Here is a 20,243-nt window from a genome sequence, read left to right as displayed (position 1 = left end):
CGGGGCTCTGGGGGAAGTGCTTTGGTCTTGTCGCTGCACCGACAGACATAGGATGGATTAAGGGGTCTGTAGGTGCCTCTTGTCCAGCCTCGCGCGAGAAGTTTCTGAGAAATGCCCGGAGTCCCGCACCGAGATCTACCGAGCCGTGGCCAGAGGTTGGATGTCTGGAAGCGTACGAGGGGGATCGTTGCTGGGAGAAGGGTCCGGCTCGACCCGTTGACGCGCCCCCGGTCGGGTCCTACCGTGCTCCAGCGGAAACCAACACCTTCAGACATTTATCCAAGCAGTGGGAAGAAAGGCATGTCACCATGCTGCGTCGTGCCTGCTTGCTCTTGTCGGCCATGTTCCTCGGCGCGCTCGGGCTCCTGCCCCTGAGCGCGCCCGCGCAGGCCGCCCCGCTCACCGTGACCAACGGAACCCAGTTCACCGACACCACGGGAGCCGTCGTCCACGCCCACGGAGGAGGCGTGATCAAGGTCAACGGCTACTACTACTGGTTCGGGGAGAATCGCAATCCGGACAACTCCTTCAAGGCCGTCTCGGTGTACCGCTCGACGGACCTCAAGAACTGGGAGTTCCGCAACAACGCGCTGACGCAGAGCAGCGCCCCGGAACTGGCCTCCGCCAACATCGAGCGGCCCAAGGTGATCTACAACAGCACCACCGGCAAGTTCGTCATGTGGATGCACAAGGAGACCGCCACCGACTACAACCAGGCCCGCGCGGCCGTAGCGGTCTCGGACACGGTCGACGGAACCTACACCTACCAGGGCAGCTTCCGCCCGCTCGGCGAGATGTCCCGCGACGACACCCTGTTCAAGGATGACGACGGCACGGCCTACTTCGTCTCCGCCGCGAACAACAACGCCGACCTGCACATATACAGGCTGACCGCCGACTACACGGGCATCGACAGCCTGGTCGCCAACCCGTGGCCGGGCGCCTTCCGTGAGGCACCGGCCCTGTTCAAGCGGGGCGGCGTCTACTTCATGCTCAGCTCCACCACCAGCGGATGGAACCCCAACCAGCAGCGCTACGCCACCGCCACCAGCCTCGCCGGCCCCTGGACGGCCATGACGGACGTCGGCGACGCCACGGCCTACGGCTCCCAGACCACCTACGTCCTGCCCGTGCAGGGCACGTCGGGCACCTCGTACCTGTACATGGGCGACCGCTGGGGCAACTCCTTCGGCGGGACCGTGAACGACTCTCGGTACGTGTGGCTCCCGCTGACGTTCCCCACCAGCAGGACGATGGACCTGCCGTGGTATCCGCAGATCGCCGTCGACACCGCCGCGGGCACGGTCACCGGTGTCGGGGGCGGCCCCTACACCACCTTCGTCGCCCGGCACAGCGGCAGGTGCCTCGACGTCAAGGACAACTCCGCAGCCGACAGCTACGACGTCGTGCAGTACGACTGCAACGGCGGCCTCAACCAGCAGTGGCGGTTCAAGGACGCCGGGGGCGGCTATGTCCAGGTGATCGCCGAGCACAGCGGAAAGTGCCTGGACATCGCCAACAACGCCACGACCGACGGCGCCTTCGTGCAGCAGTACCACTGCACCGGCGGCAGCAACCAGCAGTGGCTCCCGCAGGACCAGGGCAACGGCTACCACCGCCTCGTCGCCCGCAGCAGCGGCAAGTGCCTGGACGTGTCCAACGGTTCCACCGCCAACGGCACCCGCCTCATCCAGTGGACGTGCAGCACCACCGCCACCAACCAGCAGTTCCAGCAGCGCACGGTCTGACCGTCCGGCCGCAGTTGTCGGCGTGATCCAGATCACGGGCCCCGAGTGCAGCGTGCACCGGGGCCCGTTGCCTTTCTCAAGGTGTAGGCAACCAGGGGAAAGCAGGGACAGTGCGGATGGAGCAGGCTCGGGCCCGTGAGTTCGACGCATTCGTCGCGGCCCGCTGGTCGACGCTGATCCACCTCGCCCGGCTGCTCGTCGGCGGCGACCGCCACCGGGCTGAGGACCTGGTCCAGGAGTCCCTGGTCAAGCTGTGGTTCGTGTGGCCCAAGGTCGCGGACGAGGCTCCGGAGCCCTACGTCCGCAAGGTGATGGTGCGTGCGGCCGCCCGCGCAGGTCAGCGGCGCTGGTGGGGCGAGCGCCCCGTCGAGCAGTTGCCCGAGACGGCGATGGCCACGGATGTCTCCGCGGACGTGGCGGAGCGGTCCCGGCTGGAGGCGGCACTGGCTCAACTGCCGCCGAAGCAGCGTGTGGCGGTGGTGTTGCGCTACTACCAGGACCTTCCCGAGGGCCAGGTCGCTGAAGTGCTCGGATGCCCGGTGGGGACGGCTCGGTCCCACGCCGCCCGGGGAGTCGCGCGACTGCGCGGGCTCCTGGCCGACGTCATCGAGCCGGTCCAGTGAAGGAGGGCCCCATGGATCACTTCGAGCGCGAACTGGCGCGGATGATGCGCGACGGTGAGGTGCCCACGCCCTTCGAGGCGAGGCACGGGGAGCGGCTCCGGGCCGGGGTGCGCCACCGCCGCCGGATCAGGGCCGCACGCAGGGCCGCGGGTTCCGTCCTGGCCGTCGCCGGGCTCTGCCTCGGGCTGTTCCTGCTGCCCCAGGCGCCTTCCCAGGTGGAACCCGCGGATCACGACCCGGTCCCCACCGTCACCACCACACCGTGGACGTCCTCCCCGCCCGGCACCCCCGACACCACGCCGAGCGGCCCCTCCGCGCCGACCGCCACGACCGGCGCCCCCACGCACACCAGCAGTGACACGGTGACCACGACACCGCCCACGGCGCCGGACACGACGGGAGCCGCGACCGGGACGACGTCCTCCTCGACCTCGCCCCCGCCCTCCGCGGGCTCCACCTCGCCCCCGCCCACGGGGACGGCGACCTGGCAGAGCGACTCTCCGTCGGTCTCGACCTCGCTCGTCACGCCGTAACCCCCGAGCGCCCCGTTCCGCCCCGAGTGTCTTCAGCATGCCCTGACCAAGCGCGCAAAAGAGGATCAACCATGAGAAAAACCGGGCCACTTCCCGTGCGGGAACAGAGCCGTCTCCCGCACCGCACACCGGTGCCGACACACCACCCGGAGCCGGTCCTGGACGTGGTCGTGCCGGTGTTCAACGAAGAGGCGGACCTGGAACCGAGCGTGCGAAGGCTTCACGCGCATCTGCGCGAGACGTTTCCCTACCCCTTCCGCATCACGGTCGCCGACAACGCCAGCACCGACCGGACCCCGCAGACGGCGGCCCGGCTGGCGGAGGAGTTTCCCGAGGTCGCATGGCTGAGACTGGCCGACAAGGGCCGCGGCCGGGCCCTGAGCCACGCCTGGTCGCTGTCGACGGCGCCCGTCCTCGCGTACATGGACGTGGATCTGTCCACCGACCTCACGGCGCTGCTGCCGCTGGTGGCCCCGCTGATCTCGGGACACTCCGACATCGCCATCGGCACCCGCCTGGCACCGGGCTCCCGGGTGGTACGCGGCCCCAAGAGGGAGATCACCTCCCGCTGCTACAACGCCCTGCTGCGCTCCACCCTCTCCGTGGGCTTCTCGGACGCCCAGTGCGGATTCAAGGCGGTACGCCGTGACGTGGCCGAACGGCTGCTGCCGCTGGTGCAGGACTCCGGGTGGTTCTTCGACACCGAGCTGCTGGTCATCGCCGAGCGGGCCGGGCTGCGCATCCACGAGGTGCCGGTCGACTGGGTCGACGACCCCGACAGCCGGGTCGACCTCCTCGCCACCGCGCTGGCCGATCTGCGCGGCATCGTCAGGGTCGGTGGAGCACTCCGGCGCGGCGCCTTCCGGCCGGCGGCCGCACTGGGGCGGGCCACGACCGAGGCGACCCACGGCCCGGTGCGCCAACTCGTGCGCTTCGCCGCCGTGGGAGTGGTCAGCACCCTCGCGAACCTGCTGCTGTACTCGGCGTTGCGCCCCCTCACCGGACCCCAGTCGGCGAACGCCCTCGCGCTGCTGCTGTGCGCCGTCGCCAACACGGCCGCCAACCGGCACTTCACCTTCGGACTTTCGGGCCGCGGCCACGCCGCACGACACCAGGGCCGGGGTCTGGTGGTCTTCCTGATCGGGCTGGCCCTGACCGCCGGATCCCTCGCCGTGCTGCACCACGCGGCGCCCACGGCCACGCACCGCATCGAACTCCTCGTCCTCCTCGCCGCCAACCTGGGCGCGACCCTGCTGCGGTTCCTGCTGTTCCGGACGTGGGTGTTCCGCACATGAACCGGACCGTCACCCCCACGACCGCCGCCGGGCCGGGGACCTGGAACGCGACGCTCTCGCCACCACCCGCCCCCGGTCGGCCCCGCACCTCAGGCCCCCTGCACCGGCTGCGCCGCGCCATCGCGCACCACGGGCCCGTCCTGCTCATGTACGGCACGTTGAAGCTCGTCGGCTTCGGCGCCTTCATGTATCTGCTGCACGCCACCGGGGACTACCGAAGGAAGAACCCGCGCTTCGGCGGAGGCGCCCGTCCTTGGGACGTCCTGGCCACCTGGGACGGCTGGTGGTACCAGCAGATCGCCGAGCACGGCTACCACCCGGCGCTCGTCCCGGTCCCCGGAGCCACGGGGCTGATCACCCTCGAAGGGAACTCGGCTGCGTTCTTCCCTCTCTACCCGGCCCTGATGCGGGCTGCCTCAGAGTTGACCGGTCTCGGCTCGTACGGCGCCGGCCTGCTGGTCTCGATCGTCGCGTCCTTCGTCGCCGCACTCGGGATCTACGCCGTGACCGAGCGGTTCGGTGGCCGGGGGGCCGGGCTGGCCGCCGCCGGTCTCTGGGCCGTCTGGCCCGGTTCCGGAGTGGAGTGGGCGGTCTACTCCGACTCCCTCTACGTCGCCCTGGCCGTCTGGGCCTGCCATGCCGTCATGAGCCGCCACTGGCTCACCGCCGGGCTGCTGACCTGCGCCGCCGGACTCAACAGACCCACCGCCGCGGCACTGATCGCGGCGGTCGCCCTCGCCGCCCTGCTCGCACTGCACCGCCGCGAGGACGGCGTCCGGCGTCCACTCGCCGCGATGCTCCTCGCCCCGCTCGGTCTGCTCGCCTACCTCGGCTGGGTCGGCCACCGGATGGGCGACTACGGCGGCTGGTTCCGGCTCCAGTCCGGCGCCTGGGCGCACGAATGGGATTTCGGCCGGCAGACCCTGGACGTCCTCACCTCGGTCCCGGTGGGGCGCTCGGACTACCTCTTCCCCTGGCCCTTCGCGGACATGATCGGCGTCGGGGTCGTTCTGCTCGCGCTGGCCCTGCTCCCGCTGCTGTTCCGGATCCGGCCTCCGGTCGTCCTGTCGGTCCACACCGTCCTGACCCTCGTCCTCGTCCTGGGCAGCCAGCAGATCTTCGGCAACGTCTCGCGCTATCTGCTCCCGCTCTTCCCCCTGCTCATCCCGCCGGCCCTCGCGCTGCGCCGCCTCGGCCCGGCTCACCGGTTCGCGCTGCTTGCCACGGCGGCCCTGGCCTCCGGGTCGTATGCGGGCTACGCCCTCTTCGAACTGGGCGTGCCGTAAGGGCACTTCGGTCGGACGGTCGGTCCGGACGGCACGGAAGCCCTCGGTACCGGCCATGCCTGAGCGGGGACCGGTTCCGAGGGCCTCGGGAAGACTCAGTACGCGACCGTGAACCGAGCCTTGCGGTGGGCCGGCGTGTCGATCTCGTCGACGAAGGCGATGGCGTAGTCGGCGCCGGATATGGAGGACTTGCCGTCGGCGTCCGCGAGCAGCACGTCACCGCCGAGCCGGAAGGAACCGGTGCGCTCGCCGGGGGCCCAGGCGCCGAACTCGGCGGCGGGGCTGACGTAGAACCAGTCCGCGTCGGTGTCGGTGGCCCGCAGCGACTCCAGTACGTCGGCGTGGGTGGACGCCTCGGGCTTGTAGGCGTCCGGGAAGTCAGGGGTGTCGAGCAGGCGCGGCCCGCCCTCGGCCACGTGCAGGCTGCCCGCGCCGCCGACCACGCCGATCCGGGCACCGCCCTCCGCGGCCGCCTTGAGCAGCGACGGGACGAGCGGCAGCAGGAAGGGCTCGCCGTCCGCGCTGCCGTGGACCGCGATCACCAGCACATCGGACTTGGCGGCCAGATCACGCACCAGTGACTCGTCGTCCACAGAGCCCGCGAGCGCAGTGATTCCGGGGCGGGCCTCGGCGGAGCCGGTGCGGTTGACCGCGATGACCTCGTGGCCGCGACGCAGGGCCTCGTCGGTGATGTGCCCGCCGGCGTAACCGGTGGCGCCGAAGACGGTGATGATCGCCATGGGGGGACTCCAAGTATTCGTTGCTGCGACACTTACGAATAAGAACTGTAACAGCCGTAGTAGCGAATTAGTGCAAAGGCCGTACCATGAAGGCATGGCACAGCCCACGAACACCCAGTTCGCGGTCGGGGTCCACCTGCTGACCCTGCTGGCGGGCACCCCCGGCCAGTGGCGGGACTCGCAGTCCCTCGCCCGGAGTCCCGCGACCAACGCCGCGCACGCCCGCCGCATCCTCGGCCAGCTGCGCGAAGCCGGGCTGGTCCGCTCGCACCCGGGACCGCGCGGGGGCTGGATACTCGACCGCGACCCCGCCGCGATCGACCTCGGCACGGTCTGGCTCGCGCTCAACGGCGAGGACCCGGTCCTCGGCGTGCACGTCCCGCAGCCCGACTGCGGGGTCGGCCAGCGGGTGCACCGCAACCTCATCGAGCTGGACCGCCGGGCGCGCAGGGCACTGCTGGCCGAACTCGCCCGCACCACCGTCGCCGAGGTCCTGCACGAGGAGACCGTCGCGGTCGCATCCGGCAGCTGACCCCACGCACGGACCGCTTGCCGGGAGCCGGGACCCGTGACGGGCCCCCGCTCCCGCCGCGTCAGCCGTTCAGCGGTGCCACCGTGACCCGGTCGATGTCCGGTGCGTAGGCGGAGGCGTTGGCGAAGGTGATGGTGTTGGTGCCGGCCCGGAGGGTCACCGGAACCGGCAGGTACCAGTAGTTGGACCAGCTGTAGCTGTTGCGGAACATGACCCGCTGGGTGCTGTCCCCGACTGTGATGTCGGCCGCCCGGGAGACGACGTTGGTGTTGTAGTTCCCGGACCCGGCGAGCTGGTTGTTGGCGTAGCGGACGCTCATCACGTACCGCCCGGCCTTCGCGGCCTTCACCTGGAGGGTGAGGGTGTTGCCAGGTGCGTTGCCGATGTTCCCGACGTACTTGCCGCCTGAGGTCCAGGAGTTGGACGCGACGGCAGCGGCTCCGGCGAGGGTGCCGTCCTCCGCCTCGTAGGCGGTCACACCGTCGGTGCCGGGCGCGCCCGTCACCTTCAGGTCGCTGATGCTGAGCCTGCCGGAACCCGGGACCGCCGCGGTCACACGGTTGTTGCCGGCCGTGAGGTACAGGCGCAGGGTCGTGCCGGACGCCTGGCCCTTCGCCGGGAGCAGCGTGGCGGCGGTGGCGCCGTCCAGGCTCAGAGTGGCGTTGCCGGTCGCCGAGTAGTCGGCGCGCACCGTGTAGTAGCCGTCCGCCGGCACGTCGACGTCGAAGACAGCCTTGTCGCCCTTGTCCAGCACCAGCGCGCCGCCGCCACTCGTGCCCGAGTCGCGGTAGTCGTACGACGGGGTGCCGCTGACGTCGGCGTACGTCGCCGGGTACACGGCCTGCGGGGTGACCGAGGCGGTGAGGTCGATCTTGTCGAGGGTCACCTCGCTGGTGCCCTTGGCCAGGGTGAGGGTGTGGGTGCCGGCGGTCAGAGTGACCGGGGTCCGCACGATCGAGCGGTACGTCCAGTTGAGCGTGGACCCGTAGGTGAGGATGACCGGCGGGCCCCCGTCCACCGTGAGGGTCTGCGTGGAGGGGGTGCCGGACTGGTTGCCGTAGAAGACGTCGAGGTCGTACGTGCCCGTCTTCGGGACGTCGACCGTGAAGGCGACCTTGCTGGTCGGCTGGTTGAGGCTGCCGACGTCCTCGGTGCCCGAGGTGGCGAAGCCGTACGGGTTGGACCGCGAACCCTGCGCGTACACCGTGCCCGCGGTGATCGCCGCGTTCTCCGCCTCGTACGACGCCGACCAGGGCGGGCCCGCCGCGGCGGGCGTGCCCTTGCCGGCCGGGTTGACGGTGACGCGGTAGGCGGCCATCGGGTCGAGTCCGGTGAGCGGCACAGTCACGGCGCCGTCCTGGGAGACGGTGGCGCTGGTGCGCGCGACCACGCCCGGCGTGGCGGCCGCGCCCTCGTAACCGCTCCAACCGACGCGCTCCACGGTCACGTTGACCCTGCGGCCGAAGGAGGACGGTATGTGCCGGAGCACGGTGTCGACGTTCCCGGAGGTGCCGCCCAGCAGGACCTGGGCCTGCTTGCGGCCGGTGTCCAGGGACCCGATGCCCTGGAGGGTGTCGGTGGTGTCGGCCTGCGGCGGGGTCACCCGGACGGTCTGTCCGGTCAGGCCCGCGTACCAACGCAGCAGCCACCAGGTGCCGTTGGGGATGTTGGTCTGGACGGCGTTGTCGTTGAGGTTGCCCGCGATGTTCCAGTACGCCTGGTCGGCGTAGACCTTGTTGCGCTCGAACAGTGACAGCCACTGGATCATTTGGCCCGGCACGGACTGGTCGCGCCGGTTGGCGAACTCGTTGATGCTGACCGGCAGTTCGGGGATGCCGGAGTTCTTCTCCAGGGTCCGGTAGGCGGCGAGGGTGGTCTGGAAGCTGGACAGGGACCCGGGGTCGAGCTCGTGCCAGGTGGTGATGTCCGGTACGACGTCGTTGGCCTTGGCCCAGGGATAGAAGTCGTTCATGAGGCGCGTGTCGTAGTGCGTCTCGTTGGGCCCGGCGATCCTGGCGTCCGGGATGATCGACCGGATCTTCTTGTGGACGGTCGCCCAGTCGCTCTCGAACCTGTCGCGGGCCTTGGTGTAGGTCGCGGTGTCGGAACTGCCCAGACCGCCGTACCAGTTCCCGTCGGGCTCGTTGAACGGCACCCACACGAAATCGTCGGCGTCGGGGCGGGCGGCGACCTTGCGGACCATGGTGTCGACCTTGGCCAGGTAGTCGTCCAGGCCGAGGTTCTCGTAGGGCCACTGGGCGTAGTAGTCCTGCATGTAGACGTACACGTCGCCGCCGCCGCTGCGGTCGTAGGCCGGCTTGACCGTCAGCGCGTCCCCGTTGGGGTGCTGGAGACCGTCGGGGGCCTTCTGCACGATGGTGGTCATGTGCAGGGGGTCGAGCAGGTTGTCGCCGGGGACGCCGTCGTCACTGAGGCCGTAGAGCGTGCCGTTCGCGCCGTGCATCACCGGTCCGGTCATCTTCCCCAGATCGACGGTGAGTCGGGGTGTCGCCGCCTCGGCGACCGGGGCGGTCAGTGCCATGCCGGCCAGCGCGGCGGCGACGGCGGACACCGCGACCAGGCGCCGCGTGAGTCGTGGACTGCGTTCGGTTCTGCGCATGGGAGTCCTCCGCCTCCCGCGTCGTTGCGGGAGGATCGTGGATGGAGACGCGGGTGGGGTGTAAGGCGGATCTGGGAGTGGATCGGGGGCGGTGCTACTTGACGGCCCCGCTGGTGATGCCGGAGACGACGCGTCGCTGGGCGACGACGAAGACGGCCACCATCGGCAGGCTCATCATCACGACGTAGGCGAAGATGAGGTGCCAGTTGTTGAGGTACAGCTGGGCGTTGGCGACCTGGTAGAGGTTGAGCGGCAGCGTGGCCCTGTCCCCTCCGCCGAGCACGAAGAAGGCGTAGAAGATGTCGCTCCAGGCGAAGAGCATCACCATGATCGTCGCGGTGGCGATGACCGGTCGCAGCAGCGGCAGGATGACCTGGAAGAAGACCCTCGCCGGACCGGCCCCGTCCATGCGGGCGGCCTCCTCCAGCTCCTCGGGGAGGTTGCGGATGAAGCCCGTCATGAAGAAGATCGACGTGGACAGGTACATCCCGGTGTAGACCGCGATCATTCCCAACTGGGTCCCCGCGAGGCCGAGTTGTCGCAGCTCCATCACGATGGTGATCACCGCGGGCGGCAGCAGCAGACCGCTGATGCTCAGCGCGTACAGCGTGCCGGCCAGCCGTCCCCTGCGTCGGGCGAACACCCAGGCGGCGCCCGCGCCCAGCAGCAGCACGAGGACCACGGAGGGGACGACGACCAGCAGGCTGTTGACGAAGCCCTGGATCATCTTGCCCTGGTCGAAGGACTGCTGGTAGTTCTCGGCGGCCTGTACGTGGTGCGGCAGCGACAGGTTCGGCTTGATCGCCTCGGCCTGCGGCTTCACGGAGGTCACCGCGACGAGCCAGAGCGGGATGCCGATGGTGACGGCCGCGATGACGAGCACAGCGGCGGGCCGCACCCAGCGCAACCGGCCGGGCCGCGCCGGAGCGGGGACGGGAAGTGCGGTCACTGGTTGTCCTCCCTGCGGCGCAGACCGACGATGACCGGTACGGCCAGGACGACGACGATGAGGAACAGCACCAGGCTCATCGCCGAGGCCTGCGCGTACAGGCCCTGTCCGAAGACCCGGAACATGTAGATGTTGAAGACCTCGGTCTCGCTGCCCGGCCCGCCGGCGGTGGTGGCCTGCACGATGTCGAAGGTGTTCATCGAACCGATCAGGGCGGTGGTCACGTTGAACGTGACCGCCGGTGCAAGGAGCGGGAAGCGGATCGACCGGAAGGTGCGCCAGGCGCCGGCGCCGTCGATGCGGGCCGCCTCCAGTACGTCACCCGGCATGCTCTTCAGGCCCGCAAGGTAGATCAGCATGGCCAGGCCCATCCACTTCCAGCCGTGGATGAGGGTCACCACGACCAGGGTCCAGGTGGTGGAGCCCAGCCAGGGCGTGTCCACCGGATGGCCCGCCAGCGAGGACAGCACGCTGTTCAGCGCCCCGTCCTGCGCGAGAAGGGCCCGGAAGAGGTAGCCGACCGCGAGGGCCGAGATCAGCACCGGGAGGAAGAACATCGCCCGGAAGAACCGGTTGAAGCGGGTGTCGCGTTCCAGCAGCAGGGCGAGGGCGAGCCCGAAGCCGTTCTGGAAGAGCGCGACCAGGACCGCGTACTCCACGGTGATGCGGATGTCCCGCAGCATCGAGCCGTCCTGGAGGATGCTGCGGATGTTGGACAGGCCCGCGAACTCGATGTCCGAGTGGAACGCCGACCAGTTGGTGAACGGGTAGACGAAGTTCAGCAGGTTCGGCAGCAGGAAGAACACGCCGAACACGGCGAGCGCGGGCACCGCGAACCACCACGGCTGGTCGGACCTGGTCCGCGGCCGGCGAGGCGGGCTGTGCGGGGTGGAACCGTGCGCCTGCTTGCGGGAGTTGGCATCGGTGACGCCGACGGTGGCTGTGTCCGCCACGTCTCACCTCCGGTGAGGGGCCCGGGCCGGTCCCTGTGAGCGGCCCGGGACGAGCGGTCAGAACCCGGCGACGCCGCGCGCCTTGAGGACCTGGGTGAACTGGTCCTCGGCGGCCTGGGCGACCTGCTCCGGCGTCTTCTTGCCGTAGATCATGTCGGCCAGCGCGAGGTGCATGTCGGGCGCGGTGAGGGCCTTGACCTGGAACACGCCGGTCGCCGACGACAGCGCCTCGGCCTGGGCGAGGGCGGTCTGCGGCAGGCCGTCGGGATTGGGCACGGACGGCTCCACCGAGACGACCTTGTTGGCCTTGATGTAGGCCGGGTAGTCCTCGCCGAGCCAGAAGGACAGGAACTGCCGGGCGGCGTTCTGCCGCTTGGCGTCACCGGTGCTGAAGGCGACCACGCCGTTGGTCTGGTCGGGGGAGTACAGCGCCTGGTCGGAGCTGTTGGAGACGGGGAACCAGCCCAGCTTCCGGTCCATCTCCGCGGTGGAGGAGGTGGCCTGGATCTCGCTCTGCAACGAGGTGACGTTGACGGCCATCGCGGCGCTGCCGTCCAGAAGCGCCTTGCCCTGGTCCACGAAGGTCGCGGTCTTGTAGTTCGCCTGCGCGAGGCCCCCGTCCAGCACCTGCGACTTGTACTTCTTGATCGCGTTCACGATCACCGGGTCGGTCCACTTGGCCTGGTTCTTGTTGAGCTTGTCCCAGAAGCCCTGCGGCAGGTCGGTCATCTGGAGCTGCACCTGCCACTGGAGAGGCCACTTGTCGCCGCCGACCTCGAAGAACGGGGCGACGCCCGCCTTCGCCTTGATGGTCCCGGCCGTGGCGAGGAGGTCGTCGTAACTGGTCGGCATCTTGGTCACGCCGGCCTTCTTGAAGACGTCCTTGTTGTAGTAGACGCCGAGGGTCGCCGGGCTGGTGACGATCGCCGCGTAGCGGTGGCCACCGACCTGCCCGAGGCCCTGCTCCGTCTTGCCGAGCTTGCCGACCCAGTCCTCCTTGTCCAGCTGGAGCAGGTTCTTCTCCGGCTGGACGAACGGCAGCGTGCTGCCCGTGGGCTGCCAGAACATCAGGTCGGGCTTGTCGCCGGAGGCGAGCTTGGTCGGGACGTTCGACTCGTAGGGGTCCGGGATCACCTGGGTGGTCACGGTGGCCCCGGTCGCCTTCTGGAAGGCGTCGATGACCTGCTTCGGCTCGGCGACGCTGTTCTGCGCCACCCACATGGTCAGGTGGACGCCCTTGAGATCGGCCGTGGCGTCGACCGACCCGGTCGGGGCGGCGCCGGTGCCACCTGCGGTGCTGTCGCTGCACGCGGTGGCGGCCAGGCCGAGCGCGCACGCGACGGCGAGGGCGGAGGCGACTCTCTTCATGGATCTGTCCTTAGGCACGCGAGGGTGGGCAGAGCTGTGCTGTGGAACCTGGCTGTGCTGTGGAACATGGCTGTGCGGTTGAAGATGGCTGTGCTGTGGAACGTGGGGGACGGCCGGATCGGAGCGGGGCGTGGGGGCGGCCCGGGGTCATGCTGTTCTTCGTTCCGAGCTCTCGCGCGGTACGAGCTCGGGTGCGAAGAGGGTGAGTTCGGGCGGCCGGTAGTCCGACTCCACCTGGGTGCGCAGGAGTTGGAAGGCGGCCCGCCCCAGACCCCGGAAGTCCATGAGGACCGTGGTGGGCGCGGGAGCGACGAACCCCGAGTGAGGGGCGTCGTCGAACCCGATGTCACTGACGTCTCCCGGTACGGCGCGGCCGGCGTGGTGCAGGGCGCGCAGGACGCCCAGCGCCAGGTCGTCGTTGCCGCAGAGGATCACCGTGACGCCGGGGTCCCGGGCCAGTTCACGTCCCGCCTCGTGGCCGGCCGGGGCGTCCCAGCCCTCGCCGATCGCGGGCGGGGGAGTGACACCGGCCGACGCCAGGGCCTGGCGCCGGCCCTCGGCGCGGGGTGCCATGGACGCGCGGGAGCCGGTGGGTGCAGGGATCGCCACGTAGGGCACGGTCCGGTGTCCGAGGCCGAGCAGATGCCGGGTGGCGGCCCGAGCGGCCGCGCGGTCGTCGGCCCACACCGCCGGCCGGCGGGGCGGCGGTGCCTCCACGGCCGAGGTGCAGGGCACGTCGGCCGGTACGCGAGCGAGGGCTGCCGCTCCGAGCCGGTCGAACCCGATGACGACGATCCCGCCGCCGGTCGCGGTCGCGGTCGCGGTGGCGACCGTACGGCTCGGATCGTCCTCCGGGGTGAGCACCCGGACGCCGACCGAGTAGCCCGCCGCCCGCGCCGCCTCCTCCGGACCCTGGAGGGTGGCCGCGTAAGCGTGCGGCACGCTGTTCGACGTCAGCACGGTGACCGCTCTGGTGACACCGCTGGCCAGGGCGTACGCGCTGGCGTTGCGGCAGAACCCGAACTCCGCGATGGCCGCCTCGACCCGGCTGCGGGTCTCCTGCCTCACGTTCGGGTGGCCGTTGACGACCCTCGAAACGGTCTGGTGGGAGACGTGCGCCGCCTCGGCGACCTCGCGGATGCTCGCTGCCTTACGAGGCGTGCGCGGGGTGCGCCGAGGAGGGCCCGGGCTTCCGTGACCGGTCACATGCATGGGAGGATTGTGAGCGGTCACAACACGGCCGTCAAGAGGTTGTCATCACGGCGTTACCCGGGCCCGGCCCGCCCGTGACAGGGAACTTCACGTGGGTTGCGGCGAAAGGCGGCAGCGCACCAGGTCGTCGCCGGCCCCGTTCTCCGCGAAGGGGACCCAACGCCGGTGCCACCACGGCCCGTAGGGCCCCCTCCGGGTGGCAGCCCTCGTCGGCGTCCGGCGCTTCGGATGCGTGGATGTCGGTTTGCTGCGTCCGGGACCTGGCGGTTCTCCGTGCGCTCGGCAGGGTCCAGAGAGGCGGTCGGGGTGGGCTGTCTGGACCGAGCCGCCTTCTCAACTCGAGCGGGAATGAGAGAAGTTCGTATCGCCCCTGAGTTCCTGTCCGACGGCTATGCTGCTCACCTCGACGAGCCTGTATGACCTGGAGGTCTGTATGGCCGATCAGCCGCTCAAGGCGCACTTCGTCGCCGAGCCGGTCGAACTTCCCGATGGCAGGAAGATCCGCGTCAGCGCGTACCCGGACGGCAGCATTCGGTTCCGGGTCGACGGACTGCCGTACGTTCTGACCGAGGCCTACCTCAGCGGCAACCCGCAGAACGACAAGGCGATCCTGAAGATCTCGCCGGGCAAGCAGGGGAGCAGCGCCTCGTACAACTACACGGAGTGGCTGGAAGAGAAGAACCGCGGCTAGCCGCACGATGGCGCCCCCGGCCTCCACGAGGGAGATCGCCACTGTGCCGGCCACGGTCTTAGGACCGCCTCACGCCGGAGCAGGCACGCGTGTTCGCTGAGGTGTGCGAGATCATGCGCGCGGGACTCACCGGTCCCGGCCGCCTGCCTCTCCCCGGCGATCCTGCCTGGCGCCGCTGGCCGTGTGCAAGACCGCGGCTCGCTCCTGAACGAGCCGCGGTCGCAAGGGTGTTGCGCGGCCGTCGGGTACTACCTCCCGTATCCGGCCGCGGTGATGTTGGCCTGTACGGCGTTCTCGGTGGCGTCCGACGGGTAGCCGGAGGTCATGACGCCCTCGTAGAACGTGCCCGCGGCGCCGTGGCTGTTGTCGCCGCCGATGCCGAGGATGATGGCGCCCTCCTTCTTCATCGGGTTGTAGCCCGGCACGTTCGGGCGGACCCCGTTGTAGAACGTGGACAACGAGCCGCTCTGGGCGTTGCCGCCGCGGATGGCCCATCGGTTGGGGCCGCCCTTGACGACAGCCGTGAGGTAGCGGTGGCTGATCGACGGGTCGCCCGCGTTGTAGCGCTGGTTGTACCCCGAGAACAGGCCGTTCTCCAGGTCGGCCATGATCCAGGGGCCGTTGCCGCTGCCATAGCCCCAGACCTTGATGTTGCCGAAGTAGATGGCCTCCATGGTGCCGTTGCCGTTGTCCCGGCTGTTGGTCTCCGCGTTGCCGTAGTCGAAGCAGCAGCCGCCGTTGTAGTGCGTGCCGTCCAGGACGGCGTACATGCCCTCCGCCTGGTCGCCCTTCGCTACCCCGTTGGTGCTGTTGTTGCGGTAGCCGGTGCCGGGTGCCACGTAGACGCCGTAGGCCTTGTGGCCGGCGACCGTGATGGGCGCGGCGGTCGCGTTGGCGAGGTTGTCGTAGCCGCCGGCCGCGGGGCCCGAGAATCCGCCGGGAGGCGCCTGGGTGAGGCGGTTGTTGCGCCCGGACTGGTCGTAGATCACGGTGATCAGGCAGGTCGTGCCGGAACAGAACGAGTCCTGGGCGGCGGCGTTGGCGACCCCGCCCTGGCTGAGGACACCTATGTCACGGGTGGCGTTGTCCCGGGCGCGGCGCACCTGGTACAGGGGGCCGTTGTAGGAGGAGTACAACGCGCGGGTGGTGCTGTGGGCCGCCACACAGGGGGTGCCGCCGGCGGCGTACAGGTCGCATGGCAGTGAGCCGGCGGCGGGTGCGGCCGGGGCGGCCGGTGCCGTTCCGGTGAGCAGGCCGACGCTGAGCGCGGCGGCGGCTCCGGTGGCGAGCAGCGCGTGCCGGAGGGTGCGGGACCGTGGTCGTAGGGCCATGGGTGAACTCCTTTGCGGGTGGGGGGTGGTGCGCGGCCGGAGCCGCGGGGCGGAACTCAGAACTGGGTGAAGAATTTCCAGATCTCGCCCGGCACCCAGGTCCGGGACCCGCTGTCGCCGCCCGCTCCGTCCTGGGGTGCGGCGATGTGGCCCTCGTCGAACGCGGCCCAGACGACGGGGTGCCCGGCGGAGCAGCCGGTGTAGGCGGTGACGCGGTGGGCGCGACTGCCCTGCGTGGGTTCGGGCGGGTTCTGGGCGGCGCAGCCGTTGTTGCGGACGAACCGGTCGCGCAGGGTCCGCCCGCCCGAGATGCCGAGGACCGAGTCGCGGATGCCGTGCACACCGAGGTAGGCGACGGGCTGGGTACCGCCGGCGCATCCGCTGAGCTGACCGCCGGACTGGACGGCGACCGCCCGGAAGACCGTGGGCCGTGCGCAGGCCAGCGCGTAGCTCATGGCGGCGCCGTAGCTGAAGCCGACGGAGAAGCGGCGGGCGGTGTCGACGCACAGGGCGTTGTCGAGGCGGCTGATGATGGCGTCGGTGAGGGCCACGTCCTCGCCGCCGGAGTTGGCCCAGCCGTTGTTGAGTCCCTGGGGTGCGACGAAGATCGTGCTGTTGTTGGCCAGTCGCTGGAGTCCGTAGTACGCCCAGGTGCCGTTCTCCACGGTGCGGCCCGTCGAGACGTCGGTCGCGCTGCCGCCCAGCCAGTGGAAGCCGAACACCGACCGGTAGGCGTGATTGCGGTCGTAGTTGTCGGGGACCCTGAGGATGAAGCTGCGGCTCTTGCCGTTGACCGTCAGGGTGTGGGTGCCGCTCGCGAGACCGGGGGCCTTGCCGCAGCCGGCGGTCGCCGCGCCGGTGCGGGCGGCCGCGGGGCCGGTGTCGTGGGCGACCGTGGCGCCGGTGGTCGCGACCATGGCGAGAAGGGTCGCGACCACGAGGGGCCATAACTTGGCTTTCTGCATCACATCACTCCTTGGATGAGCATGTGCATGACAGGCGTGGAGGCATGTCGAACTCCCGGCGGGACAATGGTTCTGCCTGCGCGCCGAGGGTTGCTAGCGCATGGGTGCCTGTCCGATATCCCGAACACGTATCGGGGTTTCGGGCACTTCGGATGATAGGAAGCCAGGGGTAATCGTCAATGGCCGTCACAGGATTTTGTCTGGCGGGTTGACGAATACGGCCGTCGGGAAGCCAAGGTTCAGAACCGCACGTGATGCAGGCCCGCCCGTGTTGCCGTGAACTCGCCGCGAGCGAACCCGTCCGCCGGACTGGTCCACCTGGTCTCGACGCCCCCGTGCTGGTCGTCGGTGACGTCCGGGTGCGGGCCCGGCGTCGGCAGCAGCAGCCGGTACCGGCCCGGGCGGGGGAGGTGCAGACCGGCCTGCACCAGGCCGCCGTGCCGCCAGTCGAGGTCGACGGTGATGCCGCCGCGGGCCCGCAGTCCGCGTACGGTGCCGCTCGGCCAGGCGTCCGGCAGCGCGGGCAGCAGTCGCAGTTCGCCGGTGTGGCTCTGGAGCAGCATCTCCGCCACGCCCGCCGTGGCGCCGAAGTTGCCGTCGATCTGGAAGAGCTCCGGCGGGTGCAGGTCGAAGAGGTTGTCGGACGTGGACTCGGCCAGCAGTCGGCGCAGGCTCTCGTGGGCCAGGGCGCTGTCGCCCAGGCGCGCGGCGAGCGTGACCACCCAGGCAAGGCTCCAGCCGGTGCCGCCGCCACCATGGGCCAGCCTCAGGTCGAGGGCGGCCCGGGCGGCGGCGAACAGTTCCGGAGTGCTCTCCGCGTCGACCCGGTCGCCGGGATACAGCCCGTACAGGTGGGACAGGTGCCGGTGGCCCGGCTCCTCGGGCACCGCGTCGTGGCGCCACTCGGCCAGCGGCTGCCCGGGGGAGTACGGCAGCGGGGGCAGCCGTCGCCGGGCCTGGTCGAGGGCGTCGGCGATCGGGTCGGTCAGGCCCAACTCCTTCATCGCCGCCAGGCAGTTGGAGAACAGTTCCTCGACGAGCCACAGGTCCATGGTGACGGCGGCGGTGGTGGCGGCGAACGCCGTCCCGCCCGGCGTCGGCAGCTGGAACCGGTGCTCGGGGGAGGTGGAAGGACAGGTGACCAGATGGCCTTCGCCGTCCTCGACGAGGTAGTCCAGCAGGAAGACGGCGGCCTCGCGCATCACCGGCCAGGCCCGGTCGGCAAGGAACCCGAGGTCACCGCTGAACCGGAAGTGCTCCCACAGGTGCGCACTCAACCAGGCACCGGCCATGGGCCAGTTGGCCCACTGGGGTTCGCCCTGTACCGGGTGGGTGGTGCGCCAGACGTCCACGTTGTGGTGGGCCGTCCAGCCTCCGCAGCCGTAGTAGTCCCGAGCGGTGCGGCGACCCGCGGTGGCGAGGTCGGTGATCAGGTCGAACAGCGGCTCGTGGCACGCGGAGAGGCCGGTGGTCTCGGCGTGCCAGTAGTTCATCTGGAGGTTGATGTTGGTGGTCCAGTCGCACTGCCAGGGCGGCTGGACCTGGGTGTTCCAGATGCCCTGGAGGTTGGCGGGCTGGGTGCCGCGGCGGGAGGATGCGATGAGCAGATAGCGGCCGTAGGCGAACTGGAGGGCGGTCAGGCCCGGGTCGTCCGCGCCGGAGCGGACGGCGGCGAGCCGTTCGTCGGTGGGCAGCGCCTCCAGCGCCGGGTCGCTGCCCAGGCTGAGGACGGTCCGGTCGTGCAGGGCGCGGTGGTCCGCGAGGTGCTCGGCCCGCAGGCGGTCGTACGGAATCCCGGCGGCGGCGTCGAGCAGCCGGGCGACCTCGGCCTCAGGGCCGGATTCCGGGCCGTCGGGCAGCACGTCCCACCCGCGGAAGCCGGTGGCGGCGGCGACCAGGACGGTGGCGGTGGTGGCGCCGGTCAGTCGCAGACCGCCGGTCAGGGGATCGGCGACGAGGGTGCCCTCGTCCGGGACGACACGCAGGGCGGCCGCGAACCCGGTTCCCGCGCCGGGGGCGTAGCGGACAGCGTCGGGTCCCGTGCCCTCGAACTCGACGTGGGCGGGGGCGCGGCCGGAGACCGCCGGGCCGGGTGCCGAGCCCGGATGGGCCGACTCCAGCCGGGCGGTGAAGGACAGTGCCCCTGGTGTGTCGCAGCCGAGGCGGACCACGAGGACGCCGGCGACCGCGGAGACGAACAGTTCGCGGGTGTGCCGGACCCCGTCGGCGCTGTAGGCCACCCTGCACAGGGCGTCGGCCAGGTCCAGCTCCCTGCGGTACTCGGTGACGTCGTCGCCGTGCCCGAGATCGAGGAGCAGGGCGCCCAGGGGCTGGTAGGCCTGGGTGTCGGGACCCTGCATGCGCGTCGCGAGTTCCTCGGCGCGCCCGTGGTCGTGGTCGTCGAGTACAGCCCGGCGCAGTGCGCTCAGGTGCTGCGCGGGGTCGTGGTCGGCGGGGGCGACGGGACCGCCGGACCAGAGCGTGTCGGCGTTGAGGTCGACGCGCTCGTGGGCCGGGCGGCCCGGCACCATGGCGCCGAGGGAGCCGTTGCCCAGGGGCAGCGACTGGGCGAAGCCTTCGGCGGGACGGTGGTACCAGAGTTTCAGCATGTGCGGAATCCGAGGGTGAGACGGACGGGCTGGGCGTGGCGTTCGTACCGGGGCTGGACGCGGGGCCTCAGGCACCGCTGCCGACACCGTGCTGGGCGACGTCCAGATTGACATACACCTGGTCGCGGGGGGTGAGGCAGGTGGTGTGCAGCAGCCTGGACGTCTTGACCGGCGGCGTCCCCGGGGTCTGTCCGGTTGATCTTGCTTCGTAAATCGGCGGCGTCCGGAGACCGGGCGCCCTAACGTGCGGGCATGTCCTTTTCACTTGAGCGTCCTCCTTTGCAGGCCGACGAACGCACCGCGCTCATCGGCTGGCTGGACCTGCAACGGCAGATCCTGAGATGGAAGTGCGAGGGCCTGAGCGAGGCCGACGCACACCGCTCCGTCGTGCCGACCTCGCCGGCGATGACGATGGCCGGGCTCATCAGCCATATGCGGTGGGTCGAGCACACCTGGCTGGAGGTGCTGTTCCTGGGCGGCGACAAGACGCAGAACCCCTCCTTCGACGAGACGGCCGAGGACGCGGACTGGCACACCGACGGCATCTCGCTGAAGCAGCTGCTCGCGGAGTACGAGGCCCAGTGCGCCCGGAGCAACGAGATCGTGGCCGAGGCATCCCTGGACGACGTCGGCCGGCACCCCGACTACCAGTCCGCCAAGGCCAACCTCCGCTGGATGCTCATCCACCTCGTCGAGGAGACCGGCCGGCACGCGGGCCACGCGGACATCGTGCGGGAGCTGCTCGACGGGGCGAAGGGGTACTCCTAGAGGCGGTACCACCTGAGGCG

At 70.3% G+C, this 20,243-nt stretch carries 16 protein-coding genes and 1 pseudogene; 8 read left to right on the top strand and 9 right to left on the bottom strand.

From position 1 onward, the window contains the following. Nucleotides 1-308: 308 nt before the first annotated feature. The 5 genes from IF54_RS0131140 to IF54_RS0131120 all read left to right on the top strand — a co-directional run bounded on the left by IF54_RS0131140 (nucleotide 309) and on the right by IF54_RS0131120 (nucleotide 5,485). On the top strand, nucleotides 309-1,748 hold the full coding sequence (locus IF54_RS0131140; RefSeq protein WP_030324820.1) for an RICIN domain-containing protein: 1,440 nt from the start codon (nucleotides 309-311) through the stop codon (nucleotides 1,746-1,748). A gap of 116 nt (nucleotides 1,749-1,864) precedes the next feature. Beyond that, nucleotides 1,865-2,371, top strand: a complete 507-nt coding sequence (locus IF54_RS0131135) for a SigE family RNA polymerase sigma factor (protein ID WP_030324818.1) — start codon at nucleotides 1,865-1,867, stop codon at nucleotides 2,369-2,371. An 11-nt stretch (nucleotides 2,372-2,382) separates the two neighbouring features. Continuing rightward, entirely contained in the window at nucleotides 2,383-2,904 is a 522-nt protein-coding gene (locus tag IF54_RS0131130) for a hypothetical protein (RefSeq protein ID WP_051735605.1), read from the top strand. Between the two features lie 71 nt (nucleotides 2,905-2,975). After that, a complete protein-coding gene (locus IF54_RS0131125) occupies nucleotides 2,976-4,199 on the top strand; it encodes a bifunctional glycosyltransferase family 2/GtrA family protein (RefSeq protein WP_234439103.1) in 1,224 nt (407 codons plus the stop codon). Beyond that, nucleotides 4,196-5,485, top strand: a complete 1,290-nt coding sequence (locus IF54_RS0131120) for a glycosyltransferase family 39 protein (RefSeq protein ID WP_030324810.1) — start codon at nucleotides 4,196-4,198, stop codon at nucleotides 5,483-5,485. The genes IF54_RS0131125 and IF54_RS0131120 overlap by 4 nt, the downstream gene beginning before the upstream one ends. Before the next feature lie 95 nt (nucleotides 5,486-5,580). Here IF54_RS0131120 and IF54_RS0131115 read toward each other — a convergent pair whose 3' ends face one another. Next, nucleotides 5,581-6,225, bottom strand: coding sequence for an NAD(P)-dependent oxidoreductase (locus tag IF54_RS0131115; RefSeq protein ID WP_030324808.1), 645 nt, complete (start codon nucleotides 6,223-6,225; stop codon nucleotides 5,581-5,583). Nucleotides 6,226-6,319: 94 nt separating this feature from the next. Here IF54_RS0131115 and IF54_RS0131110 point away from each other — a divergent pair, with 94 nt between their 5' ends. Beyond that, on the top strand, nucleotides 6,320-6,757 hold the full coding sequence (locus tag IF54_RS0131110) for an Rrf2 family transcriptional regulator (protein ID WP_030324806.1): 438 nt from the start codon (nucleotides 6,320-6,322) through the stop codon (nucleotides 6,755-6,757). 61 nt (nucleotides 6,758-6,818) lie between these two features. On the opposite strand, the gene IF54_RS0131105 is transcribed toward IF54_RS0131110, so the two are convergent. From IF54_RS0131105 to IF54_RS0131085, 5 genes are all read right to left on the bottom strand, one after another. Continuing rightward, nucleotides 6,819-9,377, bottom strand: coding sequence for a CBM35 domain-containing protein (locus IF54_RS0131105; protein WP_199821266.1), 2,559 nt, complete (start codon nucleotides 9,375-9,377; stop codon nucleotides 6,819-6,821). Nucleotides 9,378-9,471: 94 nt separating this feature from the next. After that, nucleotides 9,472-10,326 (bottom strand): carbohydrate ABC transporter permease, encoded by an 855-nt coding sequence (locus IF54_RS0131100; protein WP_037820831.1) that lies wholly within the window; start codon nucleotides 10,324-10,326, stop codon nucleotides 9,472-9,474. Further along, nucleotides 10,323-11,279, bottom strand: a complete 957-nt coding sequence (locus tag IF54_RS0131095; RefSeq protein ID WP_030324800.1) for a carbohydrate ABC transporter permease — start codon at nucleotides 11,277-11,279, stop codon at nucleotides 10,323-10,325. Before IF54_RS0131095 ends, IF54_RS0131100 begins: the two co-directional genes overlap by 4 nt. Nucleotides 11,280-11,336: 57 nt before the next feature. After that, complete coding sequence (locus IF54_RS0131090; protein ID WP_030324799.1) at nucleotides 11,337-12,647, bottom strand: ABC transporter substrate-binding protein; 1,311 nt, start codon at nucleotides 12,645-12,647, stop codon at nucleotides 11,337-11,339. 147 nt (nucleotides 12,648-12,794) lie between these two features. Then, the gene (locus tag IF54_RS0131085; RefSeq protein WP_051735604.1) at nucleotides 12,795-13,859 is read right to left on the bottom strand and encodes a LacI family DNA-binding transcriptional regulator; all 1,065 of its coding nucleotides are present in this window, start codon (nucleotides 13,857-13,859) and stop codon (nucleotides 12,795-12,797) included. A 433-nt stretch (nucleotides 13,860-14,292) separates the two neighbouring features. On the opposite strand from IF54_RS0131085, the gene IF54_RS0131080 reads away from it, so the two are divergent. Continuing rightward, nucleotides 14,293-14,550: a hypothetical protein gene (locus IF54_RS0131080; protein ID WP_030324796.1), complete on the top strand. Its 258-nt coding sequence runs from the start codon at nucleotides 14,293-14,295 to the stop codon at nucleotides 14,548-14,550. 257 nt (nucleotides 14,551-14,807) lie between these two features. Here the strand turns inward: IF54_RS0131080 and IF54_RS0131075 are convergent. From IF54_RS0131075 to IF54_RS0131065, 3 genes and pseudogenes are all read right to left on the bottom strand, one after another. Next, nucleotides 14,808-15,881 (bottom strand): annotated as a pseudogene (locus tag IF54_RS0131075) (arabinofuranosidase catalytic domain-containing protein); the annotation flags it as partial. A gap of 56 nt (nucleotides 15,882-15,937) precedes the next feature. After that, on the bottom strand, nucleotides 15,938-16,846 hold the full coding sequence (locus IF54_RS0131070) for an alpha/beta hydrolase family esterase (RefSeq protein ID WP_030324792.1): 909 nt from the start codon (nucleotides 16,844-16,846) through the stop codon (nucleotides 15,938-15,940). A 239-nt stretch (nucleotides 16,847-17,085) separates the two neighbouring features. Further along, nucleotides 17,086-19,455, bottom strand: coding sequence for a glycosyl hydrolase family 95 catalytic domain-containing protein (locus IF54_RS0131065; RefSeq protein ID WP_051735603.1), 2,370 nt, complete (start codon nucleotides 19,453-19,455; stop codon nucleotides 17,086-17,088). A 252-nt stretch (nucleotides 19,456-19,707) separates the two neighbouring features. Here IF54_RS0131065 and IF54_RS0131060 point away from each other — a divergent pair, with 252 nt between their 5' ends. Further along, a complete protein-coding gene (locus IF54_RS0131060) occupies nucleotides 19,708-20,223 on the top strand; it encodes a DinB family protein (RefSeq protein ID WP_030324788.1) in 516 nt (171 codons plus the stop codon). Nucleotides 20,224-20,243: the final 20 nt, after the last annotated feature.

Origin of the sequence: Streptomyces sp. NRRL B-3229 (assembly GCF_000719505.1) — a bacterium.
Lineage (GTDB): Bacteria > Actinomycetota > Actinomycetes > Streptomycetales > Streptomycetaceae > Streptomyces > Streptomyces griseorubiginosus.
This window is presented reverse-complemented; position numbering and strand designations above follow the sequence as displayed.